Consider the following 25,140-nt stretch of genomic DNA (forward strand, 5'->3'; position numbering starts at 1 on the left):
ATGACCACGTTCGCCGTCGTCGTCACCAACTACAACTACCGCGCGTTCGTCGAGGCTGCGGTGGACAGCGCATTGGCCCAACGCCATGCGCCACGACAGGTCATCGTGGTGGACGACGGATCCAGTGATGGCTCGCCCGAACTGCTCCGGCAACGTTACGGTGCCGACCCCAGGGTGATACTCCTGTTCGGCGAGAATGGCGGGCAATTGTCGGCGTTCCGAAGAGGCGTAATGTCAGCCGATGCCGACGTGGTCTGCTTCCTGGATGCGGATGACCTGTGGGAACCCGGTTACCTGGAAGCACTCGCCGGGCTATACGACCAGCGCGCGGATGTTGACTTTGTCTTCAGTGACCTGCAGGTCTTCGGTGACGACAGCGAGCACATCCGCTTCGATGAGAAGCCCGTCGATCTTGGCTTCACCGCCGTCAGCACCCTCGTATTCCAGCCCTGGTACGGCGCACCCACATCAGCACTTTCGCTCCGCCGCCACTGGGCCGTGCGGACGCTCGACCTTCCCGCTTCCTTCGACGCATTGTGGCGACTGTGCGCCGATGCCTGCGTAGTCCACGGCGCCAGCATCCTGGGCGCACGCAAGTACTTCCTGCCAACCGGCGAGGTACGCTATCGGTCGCACGGAAAGAATGGCTGGTGGGCCACACGCCGCGACCCGGTGTCAATTTACCGCAACCGCATCCGCAACCTCGGCATCATCAACCACTACGCGGCCATCGTCGGCCTCGACCGGTCCGCAGCGGATCTTGGCAAGTACGAGTACCGCACGAAGGTCGCGCCCTCGCGGACGGAGCGCAAACGGTATGCTTCGCTCGCGCTGCGTGGAACGGCCCCATGGTGGAAACGATGGGAGCGGGCGCTTGGGATCATGCTTGGCCGCAGAATGGGGAAGCGATGAATACCAAGCCCGCTTCGCGCAAGCCGCATTCGGTCAGCGTCGTCGTCACGACATTCAATTGGCCCGAGGCGCTGGCGAAGACATTGCGCGCGCTCGCAGCTCAGCAGACACTGCCTGGCGAAGTGATTGTGGCCGATGACGGATCTGGCCCCGCCACGCGTGACTGCGTCGAGCGCATTGCACGCGACTATCCGATACCTCTGCATCATTGCTGGCAACCCGACCAGGGCTTCCGGGCTGCGTTGTGCCGCAACCGCGCCATTGCGGCCGCTTCCGGCGAGTACGTGATCCTGCTCGATGGCGACATGGTGCCGCATCCTGCATTCGTCGCCGATCACCTTGCTGCCGCGCGGCGTAACACCTTCGTGCAAGGTATGCGCGTGCTGACCGATGCCGACGGTCGTGACAGGCTACTTGCCAGCGACGCCTACACCTTACGGTTCTTCGATCCGGGCATTCGCCGGCGGCGTCACGCCTTGCGCCTGCCATGGTTGTCGCGCTGCATCGCAGCCGTGAGCCCCAATACGTCCCTGAAAGCCATCAAGACCTGCAACCAGGCGTGGTGGCGTGAAGATCTGGTCGCACTCAACGGCTTCGACGAACGCTACGAGGGATGGGGGCGCGAAGATGTTGATCTGGCGGTTCGCGCCATACGGTTGGGCATCAGGCGTCGGTCACTCCGTTTCGCAGGCCTGGCCAGCCATCTGTATCACCCTGAACGCCACGATGGGGAAACGAGCGCCAATGACGCGCTGATCTTCGAAACGAAACACGGACGGCGCACGCGCAGCCTACTGGGCCTGGACAGGCACCTTGAGACGGCTGACCGGGCGTTACTGCCCGACCTGGCGAGTTCTGCAGGCGGAGAACACGCTAACGCAGCATGAAGCATGTGCCAGCAATGATGCGCGGGCGCGCGCTCACTCGTTCCGCATGCCGATGCCAAGCAGCAATCCCACCAGCACCACATATGCACTCGTGCTGAGCGCGTGGGCGAACATGGACTGCGTCAGACCCGAAACCATGTAGGTGGCCACCAGCATGCCGGCCGCCCACGGGGCTCCTGCCGCCACCCCCGTGCATCCCGTGCGGATCTGGTGCACCGCGATTACCAGCGGGACCAGGTACAGGGTCAACAAGGCGATGATCCCGGCGACCCCCATCGTCGCGCCCCACTGGGCGAGATCGTTGTGAGCGTGCTCCAGCCCGCAGAAATGCCGCTCTGCCCCCTGGCAATAGATGCTGGCGTCGATACGCGCCTCGAAAGCGTCAATGCCGATGCCCGTAAGCGGCGCGGCGCGGAAAGCGTCCCATGCCACGGAGAGAAGCGCGAGGCGCGCGCTGATCGGCTTGTCCACCTGGCCTAGCGCATAGCCGGACACGTCCGCATGCAGTTGGTCCAGCCTGAACTGGGTGGACAGCCATGGCACGGTCCATAGCGCGACGAACAAGGTCGCGAGCACACCGCCGGCGATACCCAGCCGCCGCCACCGGTACTGCGTTGCACCGCCCACCAACAACATCAGCACCACCAATCCCAGGCCCAGCAGCGCGCCGCGGCTGCCGCTGAGAATGACGGCCACATTGGCCAGCACGATCATCCCCACCAACAGCAGCGGCATCAGGAGACCCCTGCCCGGCGGCCGACAGAACACCGCGACCACCAGCAACGTCAGCACCGCATTCGCGAACACGATCGGGTTCGCCTCGCTGCCAGCCCGCTCGACGCCCAGCCACACCTGCACGATCGAGATGGCGAACGCGATGAGCAGGCCCGCCAGCGCGCCATACCACAGGCTCGACATCCGCACGCCAGTCGTCCATGCCACCCAGGCGCACCAGGGCAGCAGCAGCGCGCGCGAAGGATTGTCCAGCGCTGTCCAACCCGCGCCAGCCGTCCAGGTGGATATGGCCGTGATCGCGACAACGATCAATGCCGCCGCCAACAACGCATACCAGGCACGTGGGATTGTGCGTCCGCTGCGCCAGAGGTCGGGGAGCGCGGCCAAGGTTGCCGCCAGCATCAGTACCGCGAATACGGACAGTCCCTTGGGGACCACCAGCAGCGTGGCCGCGCTGAATCCCGCCAGCCACGCCAACCCACGGGCGACATCCTGTCGACGATAGCTCCTCACCTGTATACCTCGGGTCCTGCGGATTGTGGCGGCACGATCATGAAGGCGGCAGGCGGTACTCCGGGAAACAGAGTCTGAGCCAACCGCTTACTTGTTACGTCAAAGTGATGTGAATCGACGGTTCCCTGCGTGCGGAAGTATGCGGCAATCGAGGCACTCCCGGCACGCGGCACGCTCCATGCAATCGGGTCAGGCCGCGTCCTGCAACGCGGTTCACGCTTTGCGCCATGATGCGTAGAAGAACCCGTCGCGGTCCTCCTCACCGGGCAAACACTGCCGGCCGCCCGCGTCTTCGTGACCCCATGTGTCATCCAGTGCATCCAGCACCGCTTCCGGGTGGCGTGAGCGGAACGCCTCTATCTGTCGTCCGTTCTCTGCGTGCAGAATCGAACATGTCGTGTAGATCAGTTGCCCGCCGCGGGCCAGGACATGCCAGGCCGCATCCATCAGGTTGGCTTGCAGCCGCGTCAGCGCCGCAAGGTCCTCGGCTCGCCGATGCAGCAGCACATCCGGTTGCCGGCGCACGATGCCCGTGGCGGAGCAGGGCGCATCCAGCAGCACGACATCGAAAGGCTGGCCATCCCACCAGGCCGTTGTATCGGTGGCATCGGCTGCCTGCAGGTGTGCGCTGACACCCACCCGGTCGAGTGTCTCCCGGACGCGCTGCAACCGGCGGGCGTCCACATCCAGTGCAACCAGTCGCAATGAAGGATCACGTTCCAGCAGGTGTGCGGACTTGCCCCCGGGCGCGGCACACATGTCCAGCACGCGGGCTCCCTTGGGCAATGCGGCTGCCAGATCGGCCACGCGCTGGGCGGCGCCATCCTGTACGGAGACATCACCCTGGGCGAAACCGGGCAACGCCGTGGCGGCCAGCGGTTCGTGCAGGACCAGCGCATCCGCCATGTCTTCTGCGAGGTCCGCCACGATGCCCGCATCCGCCAGTCGTTGCCGGTACTCGTCGCGACTTCCACGAGATCGATTGACTCTCAACCACAGCGGCGCTTCCTGCTGGCTGGCCTCGAAGATCGCCTCGGCATGCTCAGGCCAATCGGCCCTGATCTGCCGGCGCAGCCACTCCGGCCAGAGCGCGTCAGCAGGCACAGCGGGCAGGCCTTCACGCTGCGCACGACGCAGCAGCGCATTCACGACCTTGTCCTGGTGCGGCCTCCCCAGCGCGCGCACGGCTTCCACGGTTGCCGACAGCGCCGCGTGCGGGGGAAGCCCCAGGATGACCACCTGCGCGAACCCCACGTGCAGGAGCGCACGCAACTCGTTGTCGCGCGGCCCCAGCGGCCTGCTCATCCACTGCCCCAGCGCTGCCTCGCTGCGGGCACGCGAGCGCAGCACGGCGAAGCAGATCGCCTCCAGCAACGCGCGATCCCGTGCGTCATCGATGCGGGGCAGGCAGGCGGCCAGTTCCGCTTTCAGCGAACGGCCACGGTGCATCACGGCATCGACGACACGGGTGGCCAGGACCCGTACCGCGACGCCGGCCTGCGTGTTCATGCCGTCACCAGGTCGCGCCGGGCGTTGAGGTAGTCCGCCGCGGTGATGGCCTTGCCCCCTTCCCGCTGGACGACACGCAGGCGCAGGACGCCAACGCCGCAGGCGATGTCCAACCCCTGCCGGCCTGCCGCGAGCAACGTGCCCGGCGTGGCGTCGTGGGACTGGTCCACCACGACCGCTCCGTGGATGCGCAAGCGCTCGCCGGCGACCTGCGCTTCGGCCACGGGCCAGGGATTGAACGCACGCACCTTGCGGGCCAGCACTCCGGCCGGTTGCGACCAGTCGAGCTTCGCTTCGGCCTTGTCCAGCTTGTGTGCGTACGCCACGCCCTCTTCCGCCTGGGGATGCGGCGGCAGGCGGACACCGGCGCGCAGCAGACCCAATGCATCGCGCAACACCTGGGCGCCCAGATCGGAAAGCCGGTCGTGGAGTTGCCCGCCGGTATCTTCCGGACCAATCGGCATGCTCTGCGCCAGCAGCACCGGCCCGGTGTCCAGGCCCGCTTCCATCTGCATCAGGCAGACACCCGTCTCGGTATCGCCCGCCTCGATGGCGCGCTGGATCGGCGCGGCACCGCGCCAGCGCGGCAGCAGCGAGGCGTGTACGTTCCAGCAACCGTACTGGGGAATGTCCAGGACCGCCTGCGGAAGGATCAAGCCATAAGCCACCACGACCATGACGTCCGGTTGCATCTCGCGCAGTGCGTCCTGGGTGGACTTCTTCCTCAGCGAGAGCGGCTGCAGCACCGGGATGCCGCGCTGGATCGCTTCCAGCTTGACGGGCGAAGGGGTCAGCCCGCGCCCGCGCCCCGCCGGGCGATCGGGCTGGGTGTAGACCGCGACGACTTCATGGTGGGCATGTGCGGCGCGCAGGCTGGGCACGGCGAACGCCGGCGTGCCGGCGAAGACGATTCTCATGCGGGTGAGACCTCAGGAAAGGGATATCGGAACGGGCGGGACCAGCCCGGCACCCGATCCCGCCACGCCCGCACGTCAGGCGACGTGCTTGCGCTGCTTGGCCAGTTTCTTGCGCACCATTTCGCGCTTCAGCGGCGAGAGGTAATCGACGAACAGCTTGCCGTCCAGGTGGTCCATCTCATGCTGGATGCAGACCGCCAGCAGGCCATCGGCCCGCAGTTCCTGCGGCTGCCCCTGGCGGTCGAGGAAACGCACGGTGACCGCATCGGCACGGGTCACGTCGGCAAAGATGCCCGGGACGGAGAGGCAGCCTTCCTGGTAGATCTGTTCGCCCGACTTGTCGCTCAGCTCGGGATTGATGAAGACCTGCGGCTGGTTCTTCTCTTCACTGATGTCGATCACCATGAAGCGCTGGTGCACATCCACCTGGCTGGCGGCCAGGCCAATGCCGGGAGCGTCGTACATGGTCTCGAACATGTCGTCCAGCAGGCGCTGGAACGCCAACGAGGTCACATGCCCCGCATCCACCGGCACGGCCTTCGTGCGCAGGCGGGGATCGGGGAATTCGAGGATGGGGAGCAGGGCCATGATGCTTCTCTGGATGGGGGCGCCAGTGGAATCCGGCAAGCCCTCACGAATTCTAACGCGGGCGCTTGCTTTGCGTCGGGTTTTCTGGACTATAGTGCTGACCACCTGTCGGGGAATCAGGTAGATACCGCCATGTTTAAATATTTTCGTACGGTTCTCGCCGTTGCGGCGCTGACCGTCGGCACTTACGCGGCCGCTGCCGAGATGGCGGGGAGCCACCCTGATACCTACGTGGTCAAGCGTGGCGACACGCTGTGGGATATTTCGGCGCGCTTCCTCAAGAAGCCGTGGCTGTGGCCGGAGATCTGGCAGGCCAATCCGCAGATCCAGAACCCGCACCTGATCTATCCGGGCGATGTGATCAGCCTGGCCTACCTGGACCGCGTGGCCGTGCAACCGGGCCCGCGCCAGGAAGCCCCGCTGAACGCCATCCCGCTGTCCGACATCGAGGCGTACCTGAAGGATCGTCGCGTCGTCGACAGCTTCGAAAGCCTGCCGCATGTCGCCGGGCTGGATGAAGACCGCCTGCGCGGCTCCGGCGGCCACAACATCTATGTCCGCGGACTGGATGGCGCGCAGCCTGGCCAGCGCTTTGCGGTGGTCCGGCCGACGGCCCGCTTCACCGACAACCCGCGCGCGCAGGACCTGGACTTCCGCGGCAAGACCATCCGCGGCGAAGTGGACCAGTGGAAGGACATCGTCGAACAGAGTGGCAAGGGCGCTTTCCTTGGCTACGAACTGGCCAAGGTCAACGTGGCGACCTTCACCCGGGGTGTCGTCCCGGGCACCGAGGTCAGCACACTGGTCGCCGACATCGGCGGACATGAGGTCCGCGTCGGTGACCGCCTGATCCCGGTGGACGCGCAGCCCTACGACCTGCACTTCTTCCCGCATCCGCCCGCCAGCGATCCGGCCGGCAAGTTGCGCGTGCTGGCGGTGGCGGATGCCCTCACCTCGGGCGGTACGCGCGACGTGATCGCCATCTCCGGCGGCCGCCTGGACGGCGTGGACAACGGCACCGTGTTCTCGATCTGGCGCAATGGCAGCCACACCGCCAACCGCATGGCCCATCCGGAGTCCTCGCGAATCAGCGAGTCGCCGAAGTCGGGCGCCGGCCGCGTCAGCCTGCCTGACGAATACGCCAGCCATGCGATGGTGTTCCGCACCTTCGACAAGGTCAGCTACGCGCTGGTCATGGAAGGCGTGGAGGCCACCCGGGTCGGCTACGAGCTGAAGCACCCCGACGCGACCTACTGACCCGCGTCAGGCAATTCCTACGCAAGACCGCGACGGCGCCCGAGGGCGCCGTCGTCGTTTCCGGCCTACGCTCGCGGCATGCATACCGACGACACGATCGCACTGGCCAGACTGGTCCTGGCCAGTGGCCCGGTGCTGTGCCGCCGACGCCTGCTCGACCAGCACGGCACACCGGCGGCGGCCCTCCGGGCAGGAGCAAGCGCCTGGCGAGCGGCAGGAATGGATGACGTACAGATCACCCGTCTGCGCGGCCCTGCCGATGACGCACACATGAGAACACTGGAGTGGTTGCAAGCCCCCGGTCATCACCTGATCGGCTGGCACGACGCGGACTACCCGGCCCCGCTGCGGCAGATCGGAAGCCCGCCGCTCGCGCTGTTCGTCGAAGGCGATCCAACCCTGCTGTGGAGGGCCGCCGTCGCCGTGGTCGGCAGCCGCGCGCCGACCAGCGGGGGACGGGACAATGCCCACGCCTTCGCACGGGCGCTCGCCTCGACAGGGATCGTGGTGGCAAGCGGCATGGCGCGGGGCATCGACGCCGCAGCGCATGAGGCCGCGCTGGCGCTGGGACCCGGCACCACCCTTGCGGTCGTCGGCACCGGCCCGGACATCGCCTATCCCCCGGGGCATGACCGGTTGCGCGATCGCCTGGCCACCCACGGCGCCGTGGTCAGTGAACACCCGCCCGGGACCCCTGCGATGCGCAGCCATTTCCCTTCGCGTAACCGGATCCTCGCGGGCCTGACGCTGGGCACGCTCGTGGTCGAAGCCGCCGAGCGGTCGGGGGCGCTGATCACCGCCCGCCAGGCCGGCGAAGCCGGGCGCGAGGTCTTCGCCATCCCCGGCTCGATCCACAACCCCTTGGCGCGGGGCTGCCACCGCCTGATCCGGGACGGCGCCGCCCTGGTGGAATGCGCGCAGGAGGTCATCGGGGCGGTGGCACCACTGGCCGCAGACCTCGCCAACGCCTTGCGTGGCCGCTTGGGCGAGACTGAATCGGCGGCAATCGCAGGGCCAGGCGAGACACCCTTGCGACTGGACGCCGACTACCAGAAGTTGTGGGAAGGATTGGGTCACGACCCAACAGGTATGGATCAGCTCGTCTCACGAACCGGATTGACGGCTGCGGAACTGTCCTCCATGCTGCTGGTCATGGAACTGGATGGCTTAGTAACGGCAGAACACGGCCGATACCAGAGAAAGACCGGTTTCTTCACCTCCACAGCGTCGATGACGCAGGCCGAGGGGCAATGAAAGAGAGCATCCTGGATGTACTGCTGTACCTGTTCGAACATTACTTCACTGAAGATGCGGACCCCGTCCGCGATCGCGACTCTCTCCAGAACGGCCTGATCCAGGCCGGTTTCAGCCCCGCCGAAATCAGCAAGGCCTTCGATTGGCTCGATGCCCTGGCCGACCAGCGGCCGGCCGCGTCGACGCCGCGCGTGGGCGGCCCCACCCGCGTCTTCCACGGTCCCGAGCTGGAAAAGCTCGACGTCGAATGCCGGGGCTTCCTGCTGTTCCTGGAGCAGCATGGCGTACTGGACGCGGACCAGCGCGAGCTGGTGCTGGACCGTGCAATGGCACTGGACCAGGACGAACTGGACCTGGACGACCTGAAGTGGGTCGTGCTGATGGTGCTGTTCAACCAGCCCGGCTCGGAAGCCGCCTACGCGTGGATGGAAACCCAGATGTTTGCGGACGAACCCGAGCCGGTACACTGAGGCGTTGAAACGCTTCAGGGGGAAGCATGTCGGGTTGGTACTACGCTGACCGGAACCGTCAGCAGCACGGGCCGGTGTCGTCGGAAGAACTGGTCACCCATTACCGTTACGGCCGCGTCGCGCTGGACAGCCTTGTCTGGCGCGAAGGCCTGCCCGAGTGGCTGCCGCTGCGGGAGTTTTCCGCCGAGCTGGGACTGCATGCGGCACCGGCCGATGGCGGCGGGACGCCACCGCCCGTTCCACCGCCGCCGACAGCGCATGTTGCCGCTTCTCCCGTGCAGGAACGCCTGTTGCGCGCACCCGCGCAGCCCGTCGCCAAGAAAGGGATGTCGGGCGGCAGGATCGCACTGATCGTGGCGGCGGCCCTGGTGCTGCCCTGCGTCGGCATCGGCGGCATCCTGGCCGCCATCGCGATCCCTGCGTACAACGATTACACCCTGCGCTCGAAGGTTTCCCAGGCGGTGATCGACAACGTCGAACTGCGCAGCGACGTGAAGGCCTTCCATGATCGCGAAGGCCGCTGCCCCACCAATGGCGAAGGCGGCATCGGCACGCCCGAGAGCTACGCGGGTACCTACATCACGCGCGCCGTCGTCGGCGACTTCGACGACGGCACCTGCGGTTTCGAGCTGGAGTTCGGCAATACCGGCAACGCGCAGATCGACGGCAGGAAGCTGTGGTGGGACATGGGGAGCGACCACACCGAATGGCAGTGCTCGTCGGAAATCGACGACAAATGGCTGCCCATGGAGTGTCGCGGCTGAGCAACGTCGACGTGGCGCGGCAGGCCACGTATTTCATCGGGGATCGAACGCATGACGCACTGGTATTACGCCGACGCCCAAGGGCAGCGGCAGGGGCCGTTCACGGCCGGGGAACTCGGCGGCCATGTCCGCCAGGCGCGCCTGGGCGCGCAGTCCCTGGTGTGGCGAGAGGGGCTGGAGGACTGGAAGCCGCTGAGTGCGCTGGCCTCCGAACTGGACCTGCCAGTCGGCACGATGGACCCGCCGGCAGCAGGTGCCGACGCCGCCACTGAACTCCACATCCCCGCCGCAGACGCGCCTTACGCACCGCCTGCGGCACAGATCGCATCGGAACAGCATTACGTGGGCGATGGCGACGTGGTGCTCGCTGGCTTCTGGCGGCGCCTCGCGGCGCTTTTCATCGACTCGATGGTGGTGGGCTTCGCCTACTACCTGGTGCTCATCGTGTGTGTGGTCGTGCTGGGCGTCGGCGGCAGCCTGCTGATGCGCGGCGGGAACGACGCCGAAGGCATGGCGGCGATGTTCGGCATGATGGCGCTGGTCTACCTGCTGTATCCGGTGATCAGTGCGGCGTATTACGTCGGTTTCGAGTCCTCGGGCAAGCAGGCCACGCTGGGCAAGATGGCGGTCGGCATCAAGGTCACCGACATCGACGGGCGCCACCTGACGCTGGGTCGCGCGTTGCTGCGCTGGCTGGCCGTCATGCTGAACTACCTCACGCTGTACATCGGTTACCTGATCGCGGCCTTCACCGAGCGCAAGCAGGGCCTGCACGACATGGCGGTGGGCACGCTGGTGGTGGACCGCTGGGCGTACACCGCGCATCCCGACTGGCAGCAGCGCGGCCTCGGCACCGCCACGAAGGTGATCCTGGCGATCGCGGCCGTGATCTACGGCCTGATCTTCATCGCCATGATGGCCGCCATCCTGATTCCGCTGGCCACACAATCCTGAAAGGGCAAGGAGACCCTGCATGACCGAGTGGTATTACGTTGATATCCGGCACGAGCGCCAAGGCCCGGTGTCCCCGGAGGCTCTCACGGGGCTCTACCGTTCCGGTGCCCTGACCAGTGCATCGCTTGCCTGGCGGGAGGGCATGAACCAGTGGACGCCGCTGGGCGAACTCGCGGTCGAACTCGGCATCGCGGACACGCGCCCCGTCCCGGCTTCACCTGCGCCTGCCGCGCAGGAGCCCGAACCGCAGCCGGCACCCGTAGAGCGCCCGCTGACCGGCCGGGCCGTTTTCACCGCCAGCGAACCCAGCTATGCACGGCATGCGCCAGCGCATGCCAGCCAGTCCGATGCCGTGGCGGCCGCAGCCGCCGCCACCCGCGCGGTTGCGGCGGGGGAATCCCCGGAGGCGGCCGCGTCGCCCTACGCGGCACCACGCGCGGACATGGGCCGCGTCACCTACAGCCCCCCCGTCGCGGATGGTCACGTGGTGTATGCCGGCTTCTGGAAGCGCGTGGCGGCCAGCTTCATCGACGCGTTCGCCATCGGCATCCCGGTGGGCATCGTGGCCACCATCATCGCCGGGCTGCTGGGCTTGGGCAGTTCGTTCGCCGATGGCTTCTCGGGGGCGGCGGGCGCTTTCAACGTCGGCGAAACCGCCATCTCGTACGTGCTTTCTGCCATGGCCTACGGCTGGTTCCACTCCGCGGCCGGGCTGATGGCCACACCCGGCAAACTGGCCATCGGCATCAAAGTGGTTCGCGCTGACGGGGACAGGATCAGCTTCCTGCGCGGCTTCGCCCGCTACTGGGCCACCATACTGTCGGCCGTCATCCTCGGCATCGGCTTCCTCATGGCCGCCTTCACGTCGCGCAAGCAGGCCCTGCATGACCTGGTCTGCGACACGCTGGTGGTCGACAAGTGGGCCTTCACCTCGCAACCCGGGCGCCAGCGCGAAGAACTGGGGCCGGTGGCCCTGGCGGTGCTGATCATCGGCGGCCTGCTGATCGCCGGTGCGGTGATCCTGATGCTGGTGGCCTTCGCCGCCCTGTTTTCGATGAGCCGCTGACCGGCCCCACGGCGCGATCCGGGTCACGGAACCCGGCCCGGCCCCACCACGGCGGCTTGACAGGCCGGGGCCGGCCGTGACACCACTATAAATAGGAAATCTGAACGCCCGGGGCCCCCGCCCCGGGCGTCCGCTTCTCTGGCGCCCGCATCTGGGCCACCCTAGCCGGCCCCGGACGGCCCACCCGAACTCCCCTGAACCCCTGACATGCCCAAGCACCTGCTCATCGTCGAGTCGCCCGCCAAGGCCAAGACGATCAACAAATACCTCGGCAAGGACTTCACCGTCCTCGCGTCCTATGGCCACGTCCGGGACCTGGTGCCGAAGGAAGGAGCGGTGGACCCCGACAACGGGTTCGCGATGCGCTACGACCTGATCGAGAAGAACGAGAAGCACGTCGACGCCATCGCCAAGGCCGCCAAGGGTGCCGATGACATCTTCCTGGCGACCGACCCGGACCGCGAGGGCGAGGCGATCAGCTGGCACATCGCCGAGATCCTGAAGGAGCGCGGCCTGCTGAAGGACAAACCGCTGCACCGGGTGGTCTTCACCGAAATCACGCCGCGCGCGATCAAGGAAGCCATGGCCCAGCCGCGGCAGATCGCCGGCGACCTGGTCGACGCCCAGCAGGCGCGCCGCGCGCTGGACTACCTGGTCGGCTTCAATCTTTCGCCCGTGCTGTGGCGCAAGGTGCAGCGCGGCCTGTCCGCCGGCCGCGTGCAGTCGCCGGCGCTGCGCATGATCGTGGAGCGCGAGGAAGAGATCGAAGCCTTCATCGCCCGCGAGTACTGGAGCATCGAGGCCGAGTGCGCGCATCCGCGCCAGGCCTTCACCGCCAAGCTGACGAAGCTCGACGGGCAGAAGTTCGAACAGTTCACCGTTACCGACGGCGACACCGCCGAAGCGGCCCGCCTGCGCATCCAGCAGGCCGCGCAGGGCATGCTGCATGTCACCGATGTGACCAGCAAGGAGCGCAAGCGCCGCCCGGCCCCGCCGTTCACCACGTCCACGCTGCAGCAGGAAGCCTCGCGCAAGCTCGGCTTCACCACCCGCAAGACCATGCAGGTGGCGCAGAAGCTGTACGAAGGCGTCAACATCGGCGACGAGGAAGGCACCGTCGGCCTGATCAGCTACATGCGTACCGACTCGGTGAGCCTGTCGGCGGAAGCGCTGGCCGAGATCCGCGACGTCATCGCGCGCGACTTCGGCACGCAGGCGCTGCCGGACAAGCCCAACGTCTATGTCACCAAGTCGAAGAACGCGCAGGAAGCGCACGAAGCCGTGCGTCCCACCAGCGCGCTGCGCACGCCCGCGCAGGTCGCCCGGCACCTGAGCGACGACGAGCGCAAGCTGTACGACCTGATCTGGAAGCGCGCCGTCGCCTGCCAGATGGTCCCGGCCACGCTCAACACCGTCTCGGTCGACCTGGCCGCCGGCAGCCAGCACAGCTTCCGCGCCAGCGGCACCACCGTGGTCGACCCGGGCTTCCTGGCCGTGTACGAGGAAGGCAAGGACCAGAAGAACGCCGAGGACGACGACGAAGGCCGCAAGCTGCCGCCGATGAAACCCGGCGACACCGTGCCGCTCGACCGCATCCACGCCGACCAGCATTTCACCCAGCCGCCGCCGCGCTTCACCGAAGCGGCGCTGGTCAAGGCGCTGGAGGAGTACGGCATCGGCCGTCCCTCCACCTACGCCTCGATCATCCAGACCCTGCAGTTCCGCAAGTACGTGGAAATGGAAGGCCGCGCGTTCAAGCCCAGCGACGTGGGCCGCGCGGTATCCAAGTTCCTGTCCGGCCATTTCACCCAGTACGTGGACTACGACTTCACCGCCAAGCTGGAGGACGAGCTGGACGCCGTTTCCCGCGGCGAGGAAGACTGGGTGCCGCTGATGGAGCGGTTCTGGGGTCCCTTCAAGGACCTGGTCGCCGAAAAGGCGGAGACCGTGGACCGCAGCGAAGCCACCGGCGCGCGCGAACTCGGTACCGACGCCAAGTCCGGCAAGCCGGTCAGCGTGCGCCTGGGCCGTTACGGGCCGTATGCGCAGATCGGCGACAAGGACACCGACGAGAAGCTGGAGTTCGCCTCGCTGCGTCCCGGCCAATCGATGCACACCATCACGCTGGAAGACGCGCTGGAACTGTTCAAGCTGCCCCGCAAGCTGGGCCAGGACAAGGACGAGGAGGTCAGCGTCGGCATCGGCCGCTTCGGCCCGTTCGCCAAGCGCGGCAGCGTGTACGCGTCGCTGAAGAAGGAAGACGATCCCTACACGATCGACCTGGCGCGCGCGGTGTTCCTGATCGAAGAGAAGGAAGAGATCGCGCGCAACCGCATCATCAAGGAATTCGATGGCAGCGACATCCAGGTGTTGAACGGTCGCTTCGGCCCGTACATCAGCGATGGCAAGCTCAACGGAAAGATCCCCAAGGATCGCGAGCCGGCGTCGCTGACGTTCGACGAGGTGACCAAGCTGCTGGAAGAAACCGGCAAGCCGGTGCGCAAGGGCTTCGGCAAGAAGACCGCCGCGAAGAAAGCCGTGGCGAAGAAAGAAGCCGCACCGAAGAAGGCTGCTGCCAAGAAGGCACCGGCGAAGAAGGCAGCGAAGAAAGCCACCGGGAAGACGGCGACCACATCCGCCAGCAAGAAGACAGCAGCAAAGAAGACGGTGAAGAAGGCGGCATCCAAGGCGGTCGCCGGAGACGACGCTCCCTTCTGATCCCACCACGACGCCGACGACACCATGCCCATCGAACGGACCATCGAGGAAGCCGCGGAAGTCATCCGCAGTGGCGGCATCGTCGCCTACCCCACCGAGGCGGTGTGGGGCCTGGGCTGCGATCCGTTCGACGAAGGCGCGGTGCACCGGCTGCTGGCGATCAAGCAGCGACCGGTGGAGAAGGGCCTGATCCTCATCGCCGCCACGCTGGAACAGCTCAAGCCGCTGATCGATGTCGCCGCCGTTCCGACGGACCGCCTCACCGAGGTGCTCTCCAGCTGGCCAGGCCCTCACACCTGGGTGATGCCCGCCACCGCGCAAGCCCCCCGCTGGATCACCGGCGTGCACCGCGGCATCGCCGTGCGCGTGAGCGAACACCCGGTCGTGATCGGCCTGTGCCAGGCCTATGGCGGCGCGCTGGTGTCCACCAGTGCGAACCTCAGTGGCAAGCCCGCCGTCAGCGACCGCGACGCCCTGGACCCGCTGCTGCTGCCACGCGTCGACGCCGTTGTCGCCGGCCACACGGGCGGCCTCGCCCGTCCCACGGTCATCCGTGATGCGCTGACCGGCCAATCGCTGCGCGAATGACTGGCGGCCGTACACGGCCGCCCTTCCACCTTCCCATCCCTCCGGCACGCGCGCACCATGGCCGCATGCTCCGCCTCGCCCCACCGCTGTTGACGATGCTGTTGACGCTGTCGCCTGCCGCCATGGGCGCGCAGGCGGCACCCGGCGCCGGGCAGGTCACCATCTACCGCTGCGTGACCGCCAACGGCAGCGTGGCGCTGCGCGATTCGCCGTGCCTGAAAGGCGAGAAGCAGGAAGTCCGCGCGATGCAACGGCCGCTGGATCCCGTGCCACCACCTGCTGTCGCTGCGCCCACGCCCGTGCCGCCACCGCCTGCCGAGCCGCCCCCCACGCGCGTGGTGTACCTCACCCCGCCGCGGCCGATGTACGAATGCACCACGCCGGAGGGCAAGGTCTACACCAGCGACAACGACGACGGCAATCCGCGCTGGGTCCCGTATGGTGTGGCCTATCCCGCCTGGCCGCGCGTCGGCAGCAGCGCCAGCGTGTCCGGCAGTGTGTCGGTCGGCAACGGCCACCTGTCCTTCGAAAGCGGTGACCGCCGGCCACCGCGTCCCCCGGGTGGCCACCCGCCGGGGCCCGGCCCGGTGATCCTGCCCGGTGGCACCTGGGTGCGCGACACCTGCCACCCGCTGCCACAGCAGGAAGTGTGCGCGCGCCTCTCCGACCGTCGCTACGAGATCCTGCGCCGCTACGGCAGCGCCATGTCGAGCGAGCGGCGCGCGCTAGACTTGGAACAGCGCGGCATCGACGCGCGCATCGCCAACGATTGCAGGAATCCATGAGTCCCCCCGTGCGCGCCACCCCCGCCTGTCTTCCGTTGCTGGTCCTGTGCTGGATCACCGCGACCCCGGCCGCCCACGCGGACGAGGTGACCATCTACCGCTGCACGGATGCGAGCGGCGCACTGACGCTGCAGAATTCGCCATGCCCCAAAGGCATGAAGCAGGAAGCGCGCACCATGCAGGGCGTCAACACGGTGCCGATGACGTCCGCGCCCACGGCCACGTCGCTCGCTTCGCCCACGCAGGCATCGCCGGCCATGGCCACGCCTGCCGCACCCGCATCCGCAACGCCTGCCGCGCCAGCGACCGCCGACAGCGCGCGCCGGCTGCCCCCGCCGGTGCTGTTCCAGTGCACCACGCACGACAAGGGCACCTACGTCACCGAAGACAGCGAACCCGCCTCGCGCTGCGTGACGTTGCGGACAGTGGGACTGGATGGCAACCCGCAATCCGGCGCCGGCCAAGCCTGCGAAGTCGTGCGCGACACCTGCGCCCGCGTGCCCGATGGCGCGCTCTGCGAGGCATGGCAGAAGCGCCTCGACGAAACCGAAGTGGCCTGGCGCTTCGCCCGCCGCGAGAACGTCGATCGGAACAAGGCCGAACACGAGCGCGTCGCGCGCATCGTCAGCGAAAGCAACTGCGGGCAATGACGCTGCGCCCCTGATCCCTGCATCGGCGCCTCGTCGTTGCATGCCCCTCAGTCTCGCGCCAGCGCCTGCAACCGCCACGCATCGCCGAGTCGCCCCTGCATGGCGGCCACCAGCGCATGCATCAACAGCAGGCGCTTGTCCGCCCCCGGCCGCTCCGCACGTGCCTTGCGCGCGTCATCGACACCGCGCGCGTGATAGGCCGCCAGCACCTGCACCGCCAACTCGTCGCGTCCCGGTGCGCGCGCGACCGGTGCATGGCCCAGCGCGCGAACCATCGCCTCCGCGGTGGACCATGTCGACCACGGATTCTGTCCGGTGATCACCCGACCATCGACCACCGTGTTGTCCAGGTACATCGGGCCTTCCACGTAACGCGCCCCCTTTTCCACCAGGCGGTCCTGCAACAGGTACGGGAAGCGCGCGCGTGCATCCTCGATCAGGAACAGCTCTTCCGCGTTGCTGAAGCCAGCCACGCGACGGCCGCGCAGCAGCGGCGTGCCATCGTCCAGCGTCACCTCCAGCAACGCGGCCGGCCCGTGGCACACCGCGCCAATCACACCACCTGCCTGGTACACCGCGCGCACCAGCCGCTGGATGGCCGGATCATCGGGGAAGTCGAACATCGTGCCCTTGCCGCCGACGAAGTACACCGCCGCGTAATTTGCGGGATCCACCTCTCGCACCGACAGGCTGGCATCGAGCTTCCCGCGCGCGACCGCATCATTGAGGAAGGCATGGTCGGCTTCGACCATGTCCTCGTCATCCCGCCGCATCGGGGGTGATCCCCCGTGCGGACTGGCGATGTCGACGTCATAGCCGTTGGCCCGGAATACGTAGTACGCCCGCGCCAGCTCAGTCAGTTCGAAGCCCGCTTTCTTCCCGCCACCCGGGAAGTGCGAGGTGCTGGTGACCACCGCCAGGATCTTCCCGCGTGTCGGCGGCTGCGCATCGCGCATGAAGGCCAGGTCCGCCACCGTGCTGTCCGGATCCGCAGGCGGCTGCGCATCCAGGTCCAGCGTGTATACGTAGGCGAACCCTCCGATTCCCACCACCAGCATCGCCGCCAGGCAGGCCAACAGCCCGCGCTTGATCCATCGCCGCATCCCGATGTCCTCATCTCCAGGTCGGCACACGCTACGTCGTGCGTGTAAAACGAACTTCAATCGCACCCTCCTTCGCACCGTGGCGACCGTCGCCGCACTGCGGAACATCGCGGACCGCGATGCGGCACGCGTGCGCGGGGCGCTGGGTAGAATCGGGTGTTCCGCCCCGGGAGACTGACCGATGCCGCACGACCCCCTGCCCCGCCTGCTCCGCGAGATGCGGCTGATGCGTGCCTACGCCGGTGCGCTGACCATGGCCTTCATCGCCTTGCTGCTGGTGGCCTTCAAAGCGCCCGACCCGCATTTCGAACGGTTGTCGGTGGAGCGGTTGGACATCGTGGACGCGGACGGCACGCCGCGCGTGGTGCTGGCCAACCAGCAGCGCTTTCCGCCGCCGATGTTGAATGGAGAAACCTTCAAGCGCGCCGTCACGCCCGCGGGACTGGTGTTCTACGACCGCAAGGGCAACGAAGTCGGCGGCCTTGCACTCACCGACGTGGAGGCCGGCAAGGTTTCGGCGCTTGCCTTCGACAATCCCAACATGGACGCCATCGGCCTGCTGACGCGCATCGGCGCCGACGGCGAGCCCATCAGCAGCGGCCTGCAGATCAACCAGGCCGTGCCCTCGCACGTGAAGGTGCTCGACGCGGCCAGGCAGGCCACGCGCCGCATCGTGATCCAGAACGAACGCAACGATGCCGAGATCCTGCTGGCCGACGCGAGCGGCAAGGACCGCATCCGCCTGCGCGTGGATCGTGCCGGCGACGCCCGCATCGAAGTGCTGGATGCGGACGGCCGGGTGGTTTTCAGCGCGCCGGAGGCGGCCGCCCGGACACCCTAGCGCGCGGGTCGACGGCAGGCCTGGGGCGCCAGGGCGTAGTGAAGCTGCCTGCTCGCATCCGCGGCGATGCGATCGGCGTCGCCGAACGCACTGTAGGCGAAGAAGCCGGACAGCGTTGCACCGGGTTCGACGCGCACCTCGCCGCAACCACCGGGGCAATAGACACTGACGAACTGACCCTGGAGCGGCAGGATTCCCGCCGCCGTCTCCAGGTATACCCCGGTGTTCTCGGCACGCAGCGTGCCCGGGGAGAGCGGCCAGCTGTCGCTGGACACGCACAGCGCGCGGTCGTGGCGCGACTGCAGTACCACGTCGAAGCGACGTTCCGCAGGATTGTCGCGGATATCCAGCTGATAGGCGTCAGGCGCCAGCGGTGCGCGCACCGAGGCGCAGGACGCCATCGCGATGACCAGCACCACCGCCATCCCGATCCGCTTGCCCATGCGCATCTCCATCGTCAGAACCCGTATCGCAGGAACCCGCCATCCACCGCTATGCACTCGCCGGTGACGTAGCTCGCCGCCGGCAGGCACAGGAAGGCGACGGCCCCGGCGACTTCTTCGGGTTCGCCGATGCGGCGCATCGGGGTGCGTTCGATCACTTCGTCGTAGTAGTCCGGGTCCGACAGGGGCCCGGACGTGCGGCGCGTGCGGATGTACCACGGCGCCACCGCGTTCACGCGCACACCGTCCTCGGCCCACTCGGCGGCCAGGTTGCGGGTGAGCTGGTGCAGCGCGGCCTTGGTCATGCCATAGGGCGCGCCACTGCGCACGGCGGTCATGCCGGACACGCTGCCCACGTTGACGATGCACGAGGCGGCATGCCGCGTCAGCAGCGGATGCGCGTAGCGCGACAGCTCGAATGCCGAGAACAGGTTGGTCTCGAAGATGTTGCGCCACTCGTCCTCGGTGTAGTCCACCGCCGCGCGCGTGACGTTGCCGCCAGCGTTGTTCACCAGGATGTTGAGGCCGTCATCGTGGTCTTCCACCCAGTCCAGGATGGCCCGGCGATCCTCGTCGTCCGCCACGTCGGCAGCCAGCGTGCTGATACCGCGCTCGGGGAATTCCTCCGTCAGTTCGGCACGCGCCGCCTGCAGGGCATCCTCGTCGCGCGCCACCAGCAGCACGTCGGCGCCGAAGCCAAGCAGCTCGCGCGTGATCGCCAGCCCGATGCCCGCACTGGCCCCGGTCACCAAGGCCAATTGCCCGTCCAATCGCCACCGGTTCGCCGCCACATGCGTCTCCTTCATCGATGGGCGTAGCATAGCGCCACGTCACAGGAGGACCGTCGCCATGATCCGGATCCGCCTCATCCTGCTCGCCCTGCTCACCCTGGCGTGCGTGGCCTGCCGCGCTCCCGAGCCGCCACCGACCGACGAGCCGCCGGAACCACAGGCGGGCAGCGACAACGGCACCTCCTGATTCATCGATCACGCCCCTGCGCCAGCGTCGGGCGTCATCGATGGTTTCCGGGATAAAGTGCACTCGACCGATACCGCTCCTCGGACTGTGGCGGGGCTATGACCAGCTTATCGATTCAGCGTGCGCAAGCCGTGCCGCCCAGATGATGCCTCAATGGTGATCATCGAAGCGATGTGGTCGGCGCTGGAGCGCGAGGACTGAAACCTCATTCCATCGTTCGCCCACTTCAAGCATTCGACACTATGGCGAGGCCAGGCCGTCCACCTGATATAGAAGCCGACATCTGCTTCCTGAGCTCCGAAGACAGTGGCAAGTCAGGCCCGATCCACTCCGGATACAGGCCACACCACGACTTTGGCCTCGATGGCATGCTCAATGACGCATATCACGAGTACATCGGCGTCGAATCCATTCCCCCGGAACCACCGCACGAGCGCAGCTCTGGTTTCTCGCACCTGAGTATCAGGCTGGCCGCCTCCATCCCGGATTCAAGTTCATCGTCCAAGAAGGCTCGCACGTCGTGGCCCACTGCGTGGTCGTCCACGTGGTCAATCCGACATTGCAAGCAGTTGTTTGAGAATCCTGCCTGATCACACGACCTCGCATGAACTCGCTCTGGCAATGCGGTCGTTGCTGATCACCCAAGCTCACACAGCGGCACTTCTCCCGGCCGCAGCGTCAGCACGCGAGCGCCGGTCCGCGTGACCGCAACCGTGTGTTCAAACTGGGCGGAGAGTTTTCCGTCGCGGGTGTAGACCGGCCACTGGTCCGGATGCGAGCGGATCGCCGCCTTTCCCTGGTTCAGCATGGGCTCGATGGTGAACACCATGCCCTCTTCCAGCTCAAGACCGGTGCCCGGGGTGCCGTAGTGCAGGACCTGCGGATCTTCGTGCATCTCGCGACCGATCCCGTGGCCGCAGTATTCCCTGACCACGCTGTAGCCGTGCGCGCGCGCGTACTGCGCGATGGCATGGCCGATGTCGCCCAGCCGCGCACCGGGTCGTACGGCAGCGATGCCCTTCCACATGGCGCTGTACGTGGCCGCCACCAGGCGCCGCGCCGGATACGCCACCTCGCCAACGAGATACGTGGTGCTGGAATCGGCGATGTAGCCGTTCTTCTCCAGCGTGATGTCCAGGTTGACGATCTGGCCGCTGCGCAGCACATCCGCCTCCGACGGCATGCCATGGCAGACCACGTCGTCGATCGAGGCATTCAGCACATATGGGAAGTCGTACTGCCCCTTGCTGGCGGGCCGCGCGTGCAGGTCGTCCACGATCATACGCTCGACGAAGTCGTTGATCGCCATCGTGCTCATGCCTTCCAGGGTGAGCCTGCCGAGCGCGTCGAACACGGAGGCCAGCAATACGCCAGCCTCCGCCATCAACGCGAGCTCGGCCTCGCGCTTGATCATGCGTGTCCCGGGCGCACGGGCTGCGGTTGCACACCCGCCGCGCGCAGTTCATTGGCGACGATGGCCTGGAAGCTCAGTTCCGGGTGCATCTCGCACAGCATGCCGACCTTGATCCAGAAGTTGGCCTGCGCGTTGATCGAGCGGTGACTGACGGTGCAGGCGCGGCGGAGCTGGTCGTGCAGTGCGTCGTCGATGTTGACGATGCCCATGGAGGTGCCTTGAGAAGGGATGGAGTATATGAATCATATATTTTTCATATATTCACTGCCAGCCGGGCGATCCTGCACTCCGCGACCTGCATGGCAGGCGATGCCGCAAACGCAACGGGCCGCGCGGTTACCCACGCGGCCCGTCGATCATGCGATGACGATGAGGTTCAGAACTCGCAGAAGCAGTACGCCAGGCTCTTCACCGGGGCACCGTGGCGGTCGTTGACGGCTTCGTCGACGAAACGCAGCTGTGCTTCCATCTCCGGCAGGCTGCGCGCCAGCAGGGCGCGGGCGAAGTCGGAGTCCTTCAACCACGCCGAGCCCAGGCGGCTGCCGGCGAAGCCGCCCATGAACTGCGAGAACGGCGAGGACATCTTCTCGATGTAGCGCACGCGGTACTTGTCGGGTTCGCCCAGCTTGGCGCGCTTGGCGGCATCGGCCAGCGCCGCGTCCAGGCCGGCGAGTTCATCGACCAGGCCACGCTCCTTGGCCTGCGCACCGCTCCACACGCGGCCACGTGCCACGGCGTCGATCTCTTCGACCGGCTTCTTGCGCGCCTCGGCGACCTTGCCGGTGAAGTCGGCGTAGCCCTTGTCGATCACGGACTGGATCACCTGGCCGACCGCCGGGTCCAGCGGGCGGCTGATGTCGAACGCGCCGGCGAAGCGGGTGGTGCCCACGCCGTCGGTACGCACGCCGATCTTCTCCAGCGTGCGCGGCACGGTGGGGATCAGGCCGAAGATGCCGATGGAACCGGTGATGGTGGACGGGTCGGCATAGATGCGGTCGGCATTCATGCTGATCCAGTAGCCGCCCGATGCGGCCAGGTCGCCCATCGAGACGACCACCGGCTTGCCGGCCTTCTTCAGCGCAGCCACTTCGCGGCGGATCTGTTCGGAGGCATACACGCCGCCACCGGGCGAATCCACGCGCAGCACCACGGCCTTCACGTCCTCGTCGTCGCGTGCCTCGCGCAGCAGCGCCGAGGTGGACAGGCCACCGACGCGGCCGGCCGGCTGGTCGCCGTCGGTGATCTCGCCTTCGGCGACCACCACGGCGACCTGCGGGCGCTTGTCGAGCGGATTGGTGCGGGAATCGAGCTGGGACAGGTAACCGGTCAGGCCGATGGCGCGGAAGCCGGTGTCGGAATCCTCGTCGGCCACGCCGCGCTCGATCAGCAGGTTCTCGACTTCTTCCTGCGTCTTCAGGCCGTCCACCAGCTTCTGCTGCAGGGCGTACTTGGCCAGGTCGCCACCGGCGGCGGCAATGCCTTCGGGCATGGTGTCGATGCCGGCGGCCAGCGCCTCGGGCGTGGTCTTGCGCACCTTGGCGATGTCGGCGAGCAGGCGCTGCCAGACGTCGGTCATCCAGTACAGGTCGGCTTCCTTGGCTTCCTTCGATGCAGCGTCCAGCACGTACGGTTCGGCTGCGGACTTGTATTCGCCCACCTTGAACAGGTGCACGTCCACGCCCAGCTTCTCCTGCAGGCCCTGGCGGTAGTACTGGCGATAGCGGCCCAGGCCCTCCAGCATCAGGCTGCCCATCGGGTCGATGTAGACCTCGTTGGCCTGCGCGGCCAGCAGGTACTGGGTCTGGCTGACGTTCTCGCCGAAGGCGACGATCTGCTTGCCCGAGGCGCGGAACTTCGCCAGCGCGGCGGCGACTTCACGCAACGAGGCGTAGCCGGTGGGCTGCAGCTGGTCCACGCGCAGCAGCATGCGTTCGATCTTCTCGTCCTTCTGCGCGGCCTCGATGGCGCGCAGCAGGTCGCGCAGCTGCACTTCCTCGGCGCTCTTGTCGCCGAACGCCTTGGCCAGCGCGCGGGTGGCGGGGTCGGCGGTGAACTGTTCCACCAGGCGGCCTTCCGGCGCCAGCACGAAGGTGGTGCGCTCCATCAGCGGCTTCACCCCGCCACTGCCGGCGGCGATGACGAACACGATGAAGATCAGGAACAGCAGCCCGAAGAAGATCAGGTTGAGGACCAGCTTGCGGGTGAAGTTCATCACGTCCCACAGGCCGACGAAGAACGTGGTGATCGGGCTGCGGCGGGGTGCAGGTGCGACTTGGCTCATGGGGAACTCCGGGAAACTGGGGTCACTGTAGCGTGTGCCTGCGGGGCTTACATGCCCCGTTGGTCACCGTGCGGAAGCCGCGGGCGTGGCGGCGGTCCAGCGCAGGCTGCTGCGCTGGAAGCGCCAGCCCAGCAGCACGGCGGCGGCGGTCAGGCCCACGATCAGGCCCAGCCACATGCCCTGCGGTCCCCAGCCCAGGCCCAGGCCAAGCCCGGCGCCCAGCGGCATGCCCAGGCCCCAATAGGCCGCCACGGCCAGCCACATCGGCACGCGGGTGTCCTTCAGCCCGCGCAACGCACCGGCGGACAGCACCTGGATGCCATCGGGGAACTGGAAGGCGGCGGCGAACAGCAGCAGGGTGCCGGCGAGGGCGGCCACGGCCAGGTCATCGGTATACAGCGCCACCACCAGGTCATGGCCCAGCAGCAGGAACAACGCCGACATGGCCTGCGTGGCCAGCACGATGACGTAGCCCGCGTGCGCGGCGCGGCGGATGCCGGCCACGTCGCCCGAACCGACTGCATGGCCCACGCGCACCGTGGTGGCCTCGGCCACGCCCATCGGGATCATGAAGCACAGCGCCGACACGTTGATGGCGATCTGGTGCGCGGCCGCGGGCGTGGCGCCCAGGCGCGCGATCAGCAGCGCGGTGACGATGAAGAGGCTGCCTTCCATCAGCACCGTGATGCCGATGGGCAGGCCGGTGCGCAGCAGTTGCAGGATGGGTTCGCGACGCGGCGGCTCGAAATGCGCGAACAGCTGCAGGTCGGCGAAGCGGCGCGCGCGCGCCAGGTAGATCGCGAACGCGATGGCCTGCAGCCACATGGTCAGCGCCGAGGCGATGCCCAGCCCGCCTGCGCCCATCTCCGGGAACCCGAGCTTGCCGAACGTCAGCACGTAGCCCACCGGCGCCAGCACCAGCAGGCCGCCGAAGCCCAGGATCATCGTGGGCAGCGTCCAGTGCGTGCCTTCGCTCAGATAGCGCATGCAGAAGTAGAACGTCAGCGCCGGCACGCCCCAGCGGATGCCGTGCAGGAACGCCGTCGCACCGGGAATGATGTCGGGCGTGATGCCGAACGCCGCCAGCGCATACGGCGCCGCGCTCAGGAAGGCGAACATCAGCAGGCCCAGCCCCAACGACAGCCACAGCGCCTGGCGGAACAGCGGCGCGATCTCGTCGCGCCGCTTCGCGCCATCCAGCTGCGACACGGACGCCGTCAGCGAGATCAGCGTACCGATCGGCACCATCATGGGCAGCCACAGCAACGCGGTACCCACGGTGACGGCCGCCAGCGTCTGGGTGGCGTGGTGGCCGGCGATGACGTTGTCGACGAAGCCGATCAGGCCGGTGGAGACGTGGCCCAGCACCAGCGGCAACGCGAGCGTGCCTGTGGCGCGCACTTCCTGTCCGAAGCGCGGGGTCGGGGAGGGGGAACGGGACATGGGATCAACCGCCGGACTGCGGCCGCGCGGATTCGCGCTGGCACCGGGTCACGGGAGGCCGGTATCTTAC

25 protein-coding genes are annotated in these 25,140 nt (G+C 67.3%); 14 read left to right on the plus strand and 11 right to left on the minus strand.

The window, feature by feature from the left end; all coding sequences use genetic code 11:
• Together AC3DET_RS06900 and AC3DET_RS06905 are read left to right on the plus strand one after the other, a co-directional pair.
• On the plus strand, nt 1–912 hold the full coding sequence (locus AC3DET_RS06900) for a glycosyltransferase family 2 protein (RefSeq protein WP_488391125.1): 912 nt from the start codon (nt 1–3) through the stop codon (nt 910–912).
• Nucleotides 909–1,799 carry a glycosyltransferase family 2 protein gene (locus tag AC3DET_RS06905; protein WP_488391126.1) on the plus strand — a complete coding sequence of 297 codons (891 nt, stop codon included), beginning with the start codon at nt 909–911 and terminating at the stop codon, nt 1,797–1,799. Before AC3DET_RS06900 ends, AC3DET_RS06905 begins: the two co-directional genes overlap by 4 nt.
• 33 nt (nt 1,800–1,832) lie before the next feature.
• On the opposite strand, the gene AC3DET_RS06910 is transcribed toward AC3DET_RS06905, so the two are convergent.
• The 4 genes from AC3DET_RS06910 to def all read right to left on the minus strand — a co-directional run bounded on the left by AC3DET_RS06910 (nt 1,833) and on the right by def (nt 6,061).
• Nucleotides 1,833–3,047: an O-antigen ligase family protein gene (locus AC3DET_RS06910; protein WP_488391127.1), complete on the minus strand. Its 1,215-nt coding sequence runs from the start codon at nt 3,045–3,047 to the stop codon at nt 1,833–1,835.
• A 213-nt stretch (nt 3,048–3,260) separates the two neighbouring features.
• Nucleotides 3,261–4,556, minus strand: a complete 1,296-nt coding sequence (gene rsmB, locus AC3DET_RS06915; protein WP_488391128.1) for a 16S rRNA (cytosine(967)-C(5))-methyltransferase RsmB — start codon at nt 4,554–4,556, stop codon at nt 3,261–3,263.
• Nucleotides 4,553–5,473, minus strand: coding sequence for a methionyl-tRNA formyltransferase (gene fmt / locus AC3DET_RS06920; RefSeq protein ID WP_337732286.1), 921 nt, complete (start codon nt 5,471–5,473; stop codon nt 4,553–4,555). Before fmt ends, rsmB begins: the two co-directional genes overlap by 4 nt.
• A 75-nt stretch (nt 5,474–5,548) precedes the next feature.
• Nucleotides 5,549–6,061: a peptide deformylase gene (gene def, locus AC3DET_RS06925; RefSeq protein ID WP_337732288.1), complete on the minus strand. Its 513-nt coding sequence runs from the start codon at nt 6,059–6,061 to the stop codon at nt 5,549–5,551.
• Between the two features lie 132 nt (nt 6,062–6,193).
• Between def and AC3DET_RS06930 the strand changes: the two genes are divergently transcribed.
• The 10 genes from AC3DET_RS06930 (at nt 6,194) to AC3DET_RS06975 (ending at nt 16,567) form a co-directional block, all read left to right on the plus strand.
• Nucleotides 6,194–7,318: a LysM peptidoglycan-binding domain-containing protein gene (locus AC3DET_RS06930; protein ID WP_337732289.1), complete on the plus strand. Its 1,125-nt coding sequence runs from the start codon at nt 6,194–6,196 to the stop codon at nt 7,316–7,318.
• 78 nt (nt 7,319–7,396) lie between these two features.
• The gene (dprA, locus tag AC3DET_RS06935) at nt 7,397–8,572 is read left to right on the plus strand and encodes a DNA-processing protein DprA (protein ID WP_488391129.1); all 1,176 of its coding nucleotides are present in this window, start codon (nt 7,397–7,399) and stop codon (nt 8,570–8,572) included.
• Entirely contained in the window at nt 8,569–9,042 is a 474-nt protein-coding gene (locus tag AC3DET_RS06940) for a DUF494 family protein (RefSeq protein ID WP_142123186.1), read from the plus strand. Before dprA ends, AC3DET_RS06940 begins: the two co-directional genes overlap by 4 nt.
• Before the next feature lie 26 nt (nt 9,043–9,068).
• Nucleotides 9,069–9,806: a GYF domain-containing protein gene (locus AC3DET_RS06945; protein WP_488391130.1), complete on the plus strand. Its 738-nt coding sequence runs from the start codon at nt 9,069–9,071 to the stop codon at nt 9,804–9,806.
• A 51-nt stretch (nt 9,807–9,857) separates the two neighbouring features.
• Nucleotides 9,858–10,760, plus strand: a complete 903-nt coding sequence (locus AC3DET_RS06950; protein ID WP_488391131.1) for an RDD family protein — start codon at nt 9,858–9,860, stop codon at nt 10,758–10,760.
• Between the two features lie 19 nt (nt 10,761–10,779).
• The gene (locus AC3DET_RS06955; protein WP_446538422.1) at nt 10,780–11,826 is read left to right on the plus strand and encodes an RDD family protein; all 1,047 of its coding nucleotides are present in this window, start codon (nt 10,780–10,782) and stop codon (nt 11,824–11,826) included.
• 207 nt (nt 11,827–12,033) lie between these two features.
• Nucleotides 12,034–14,544 (plus strand): DNA topoisomerase I, encoded by a 2,511-nt coding sequence (locus tag AC3DET_RS06960; RefSeq protein ID WP_488391132.1) that lies wholly within the window; start codon nt 12,034–12,036, stop codon nt 14,542–14,544.
• A gap of 24 nt (nt 14,545–14,568) precedes the next feature.
• The gene (gene tsaC / locus AC3DET_RS06965; RefSeq protein WP_192199904.1) at nt 14,569–15,132 is read left to right on the plus strand and encodes an L-threonylcarbamoyladenylate synthase type 1 TsaC; all 564 of its coding nucleotides are present in this window, start codon (nt 14,569–14,571) and stop codon (nt 15,130–15,132) included.
• A 65-nt stretch (nt 15,133–15,197) separates the two neighbouring features.
• Complete coding sequence (locus AC3DET_RS06970) at nt 15,198–15,917, plus strand: DUF4124 domain-containing protein (RefSeq protein WP_337732296.1); 720 nt, start codon at nt 15,198–15,200, stop codon at nt 15,915–15,917.
• Complete coding sequence (locus AC3DET_RS06975; RefSeq protein WP_488391133.1) at nt 15,914–16,567, plus strand: DUF4124 domain-containing protein; 654 nt, start codon at nt 15,914–15,916, stop codon at nt 16,565–16,567. Before AC3DET_RS06970 ends, AC3DET_RS06975 begins: the two co-directional genes overlap by 4 nt.
• Before the next feature lie 47 nt (nt 16,568–16,614).
• Here the strand turns inward: AC3DET_RS06975 and AC3DET_RS06980 are convergent, their stop codons facing one another.
• On the minus strand, nt 16,615–17,670 hold the full coding sequence (locus AC3DET_RS06980; protein WP_488391134.1) for a type 1 glutamine amidotransferase domain-containing protein: 1,056 nt from the start codon (nt 17,668–17,670) through the stop codon (nt 16,615–16,617).
• Nucleotides 17,671–17,851: 181 nt separating this feature from the next.
• On the opposite strand from AC3DET_RS06980, the gene AC3DET_RS06985 reads away from it, so the two are divergent.
• Entirely contained in the window at nt 17,852–18,511 is a 660-nt protein-coding gene (locus AC3DET_RS06985; RefSeq protein WP_446538427.1) for a hypothetical protein, read from the plus strand.
• Here AC3DET_RS06985 and AC3DET_RS06990 read toward each other — a convergent pair.
• On the minus strand, nt 18,508–18,954 hold the full coding sequence (locus tag AC3DET_RS06990; protein WP_488391135.1) for a hypothetical protein: 447 nt from the start codon (nt 18,952–18,954) through the stop codon (nt 18,508–18,510). The genes AC3DET_RS06985 and AC3DET_RS06990 overlap by 4 nt on opposite strands.
• A gap of 14 nt (nt 18,955–18,968) precedes the next feature.
• Complete coding sequence (locus tag AC3DET_RS06995; protein WP_488391185.1) at nt 18,969–19,745, minus strand: SDR family oxidoreductase; 777 nt, start codon at nt 19,743–19,745, stop codon at nt 18,969–18,971.
• A gap of 58 nt (nt 19,746–19,803) precedes the next feature.
• Between AC3DET_RS06995 and AC3DET_RS07000 the strand changes: the two genes are divergently transcribed.
• Nucleotides 19,804–19,932, plus strand: coding sequence for a hypothetical protein (locus tag AC3DET_RS07000; RefSeq protein ID WP_337732301.1), 129 nt, complete (start codon nt 19,804–19,806; stop codon nt 19,930–19,932).
• 637 nt (nt 19,933–20,569) lie between these two features.
• Here the strand turns inward: AC3DET_RS07000 and map are convergent.
• The 4 genes from map to AC3DET_RS07020 all read right to left on the minus strand — a co-directional run bounded on the left by map (nt 20,570) and on the right by AC3DET_RS07020 (nt 25,070).
• The gene (gene map, locus AC3DET_RS07005) at nt 20,570–21,346 is read right to left on the minus strand and encodes a type I methionyl aminopeptidase (protein ID WP_488391136.1); all 777 of its coding nucleotides are present in this window, start codon (nt 21,344–21,346) and stop codon (nt 20,570–20,572) included.
• Nucleotides 21,343–21,555 (minus strand): ParD-like family protein, encoded by a 213-nt coding sequence (locus AC3DET_RS07010; RefSeq protein WP_337732303.1) that lies wholly within the window; start codon nt 21,553–21,555, stop codon nt 21,343–21,345. The genes map and AC3DET_RS07010 overlap by 4 nt, the downstream gene beginning before the upstream one ends.
• A gap of 167 nt (nt 21,556–21,722) precedes the next feature.
• Entirely contained in the window at nt 21,723–23,627 is a 1,905-nt protein-coding gene (gene sppA / locus AC3DET_RS07015; protein WP_488391137.1) for a signal peptide peptidase SppA, read from the minus strand.
• A gap of 63 nt (nt 23,628–23,690) precedes the next feature.
• The gene (locus AC3DET_RS07020) at nt 23,691–25,070 is read right to left on the minus strand and encodes an MATE family efflux transporter (RefSeq protein WP_337732305.1); all 1,380 of its coding nucleotides are present in this window, start codon (nt 25,068–25,070) and stop codon (nt 23,691–23,693) included.
• Nucleotides 25,071–25,140: the final 70 nt, after the last annotated feature.

It is taken from the genome of Pseudoxanthomonas sp. 97-1-1 (assembly GCF_057773125.1).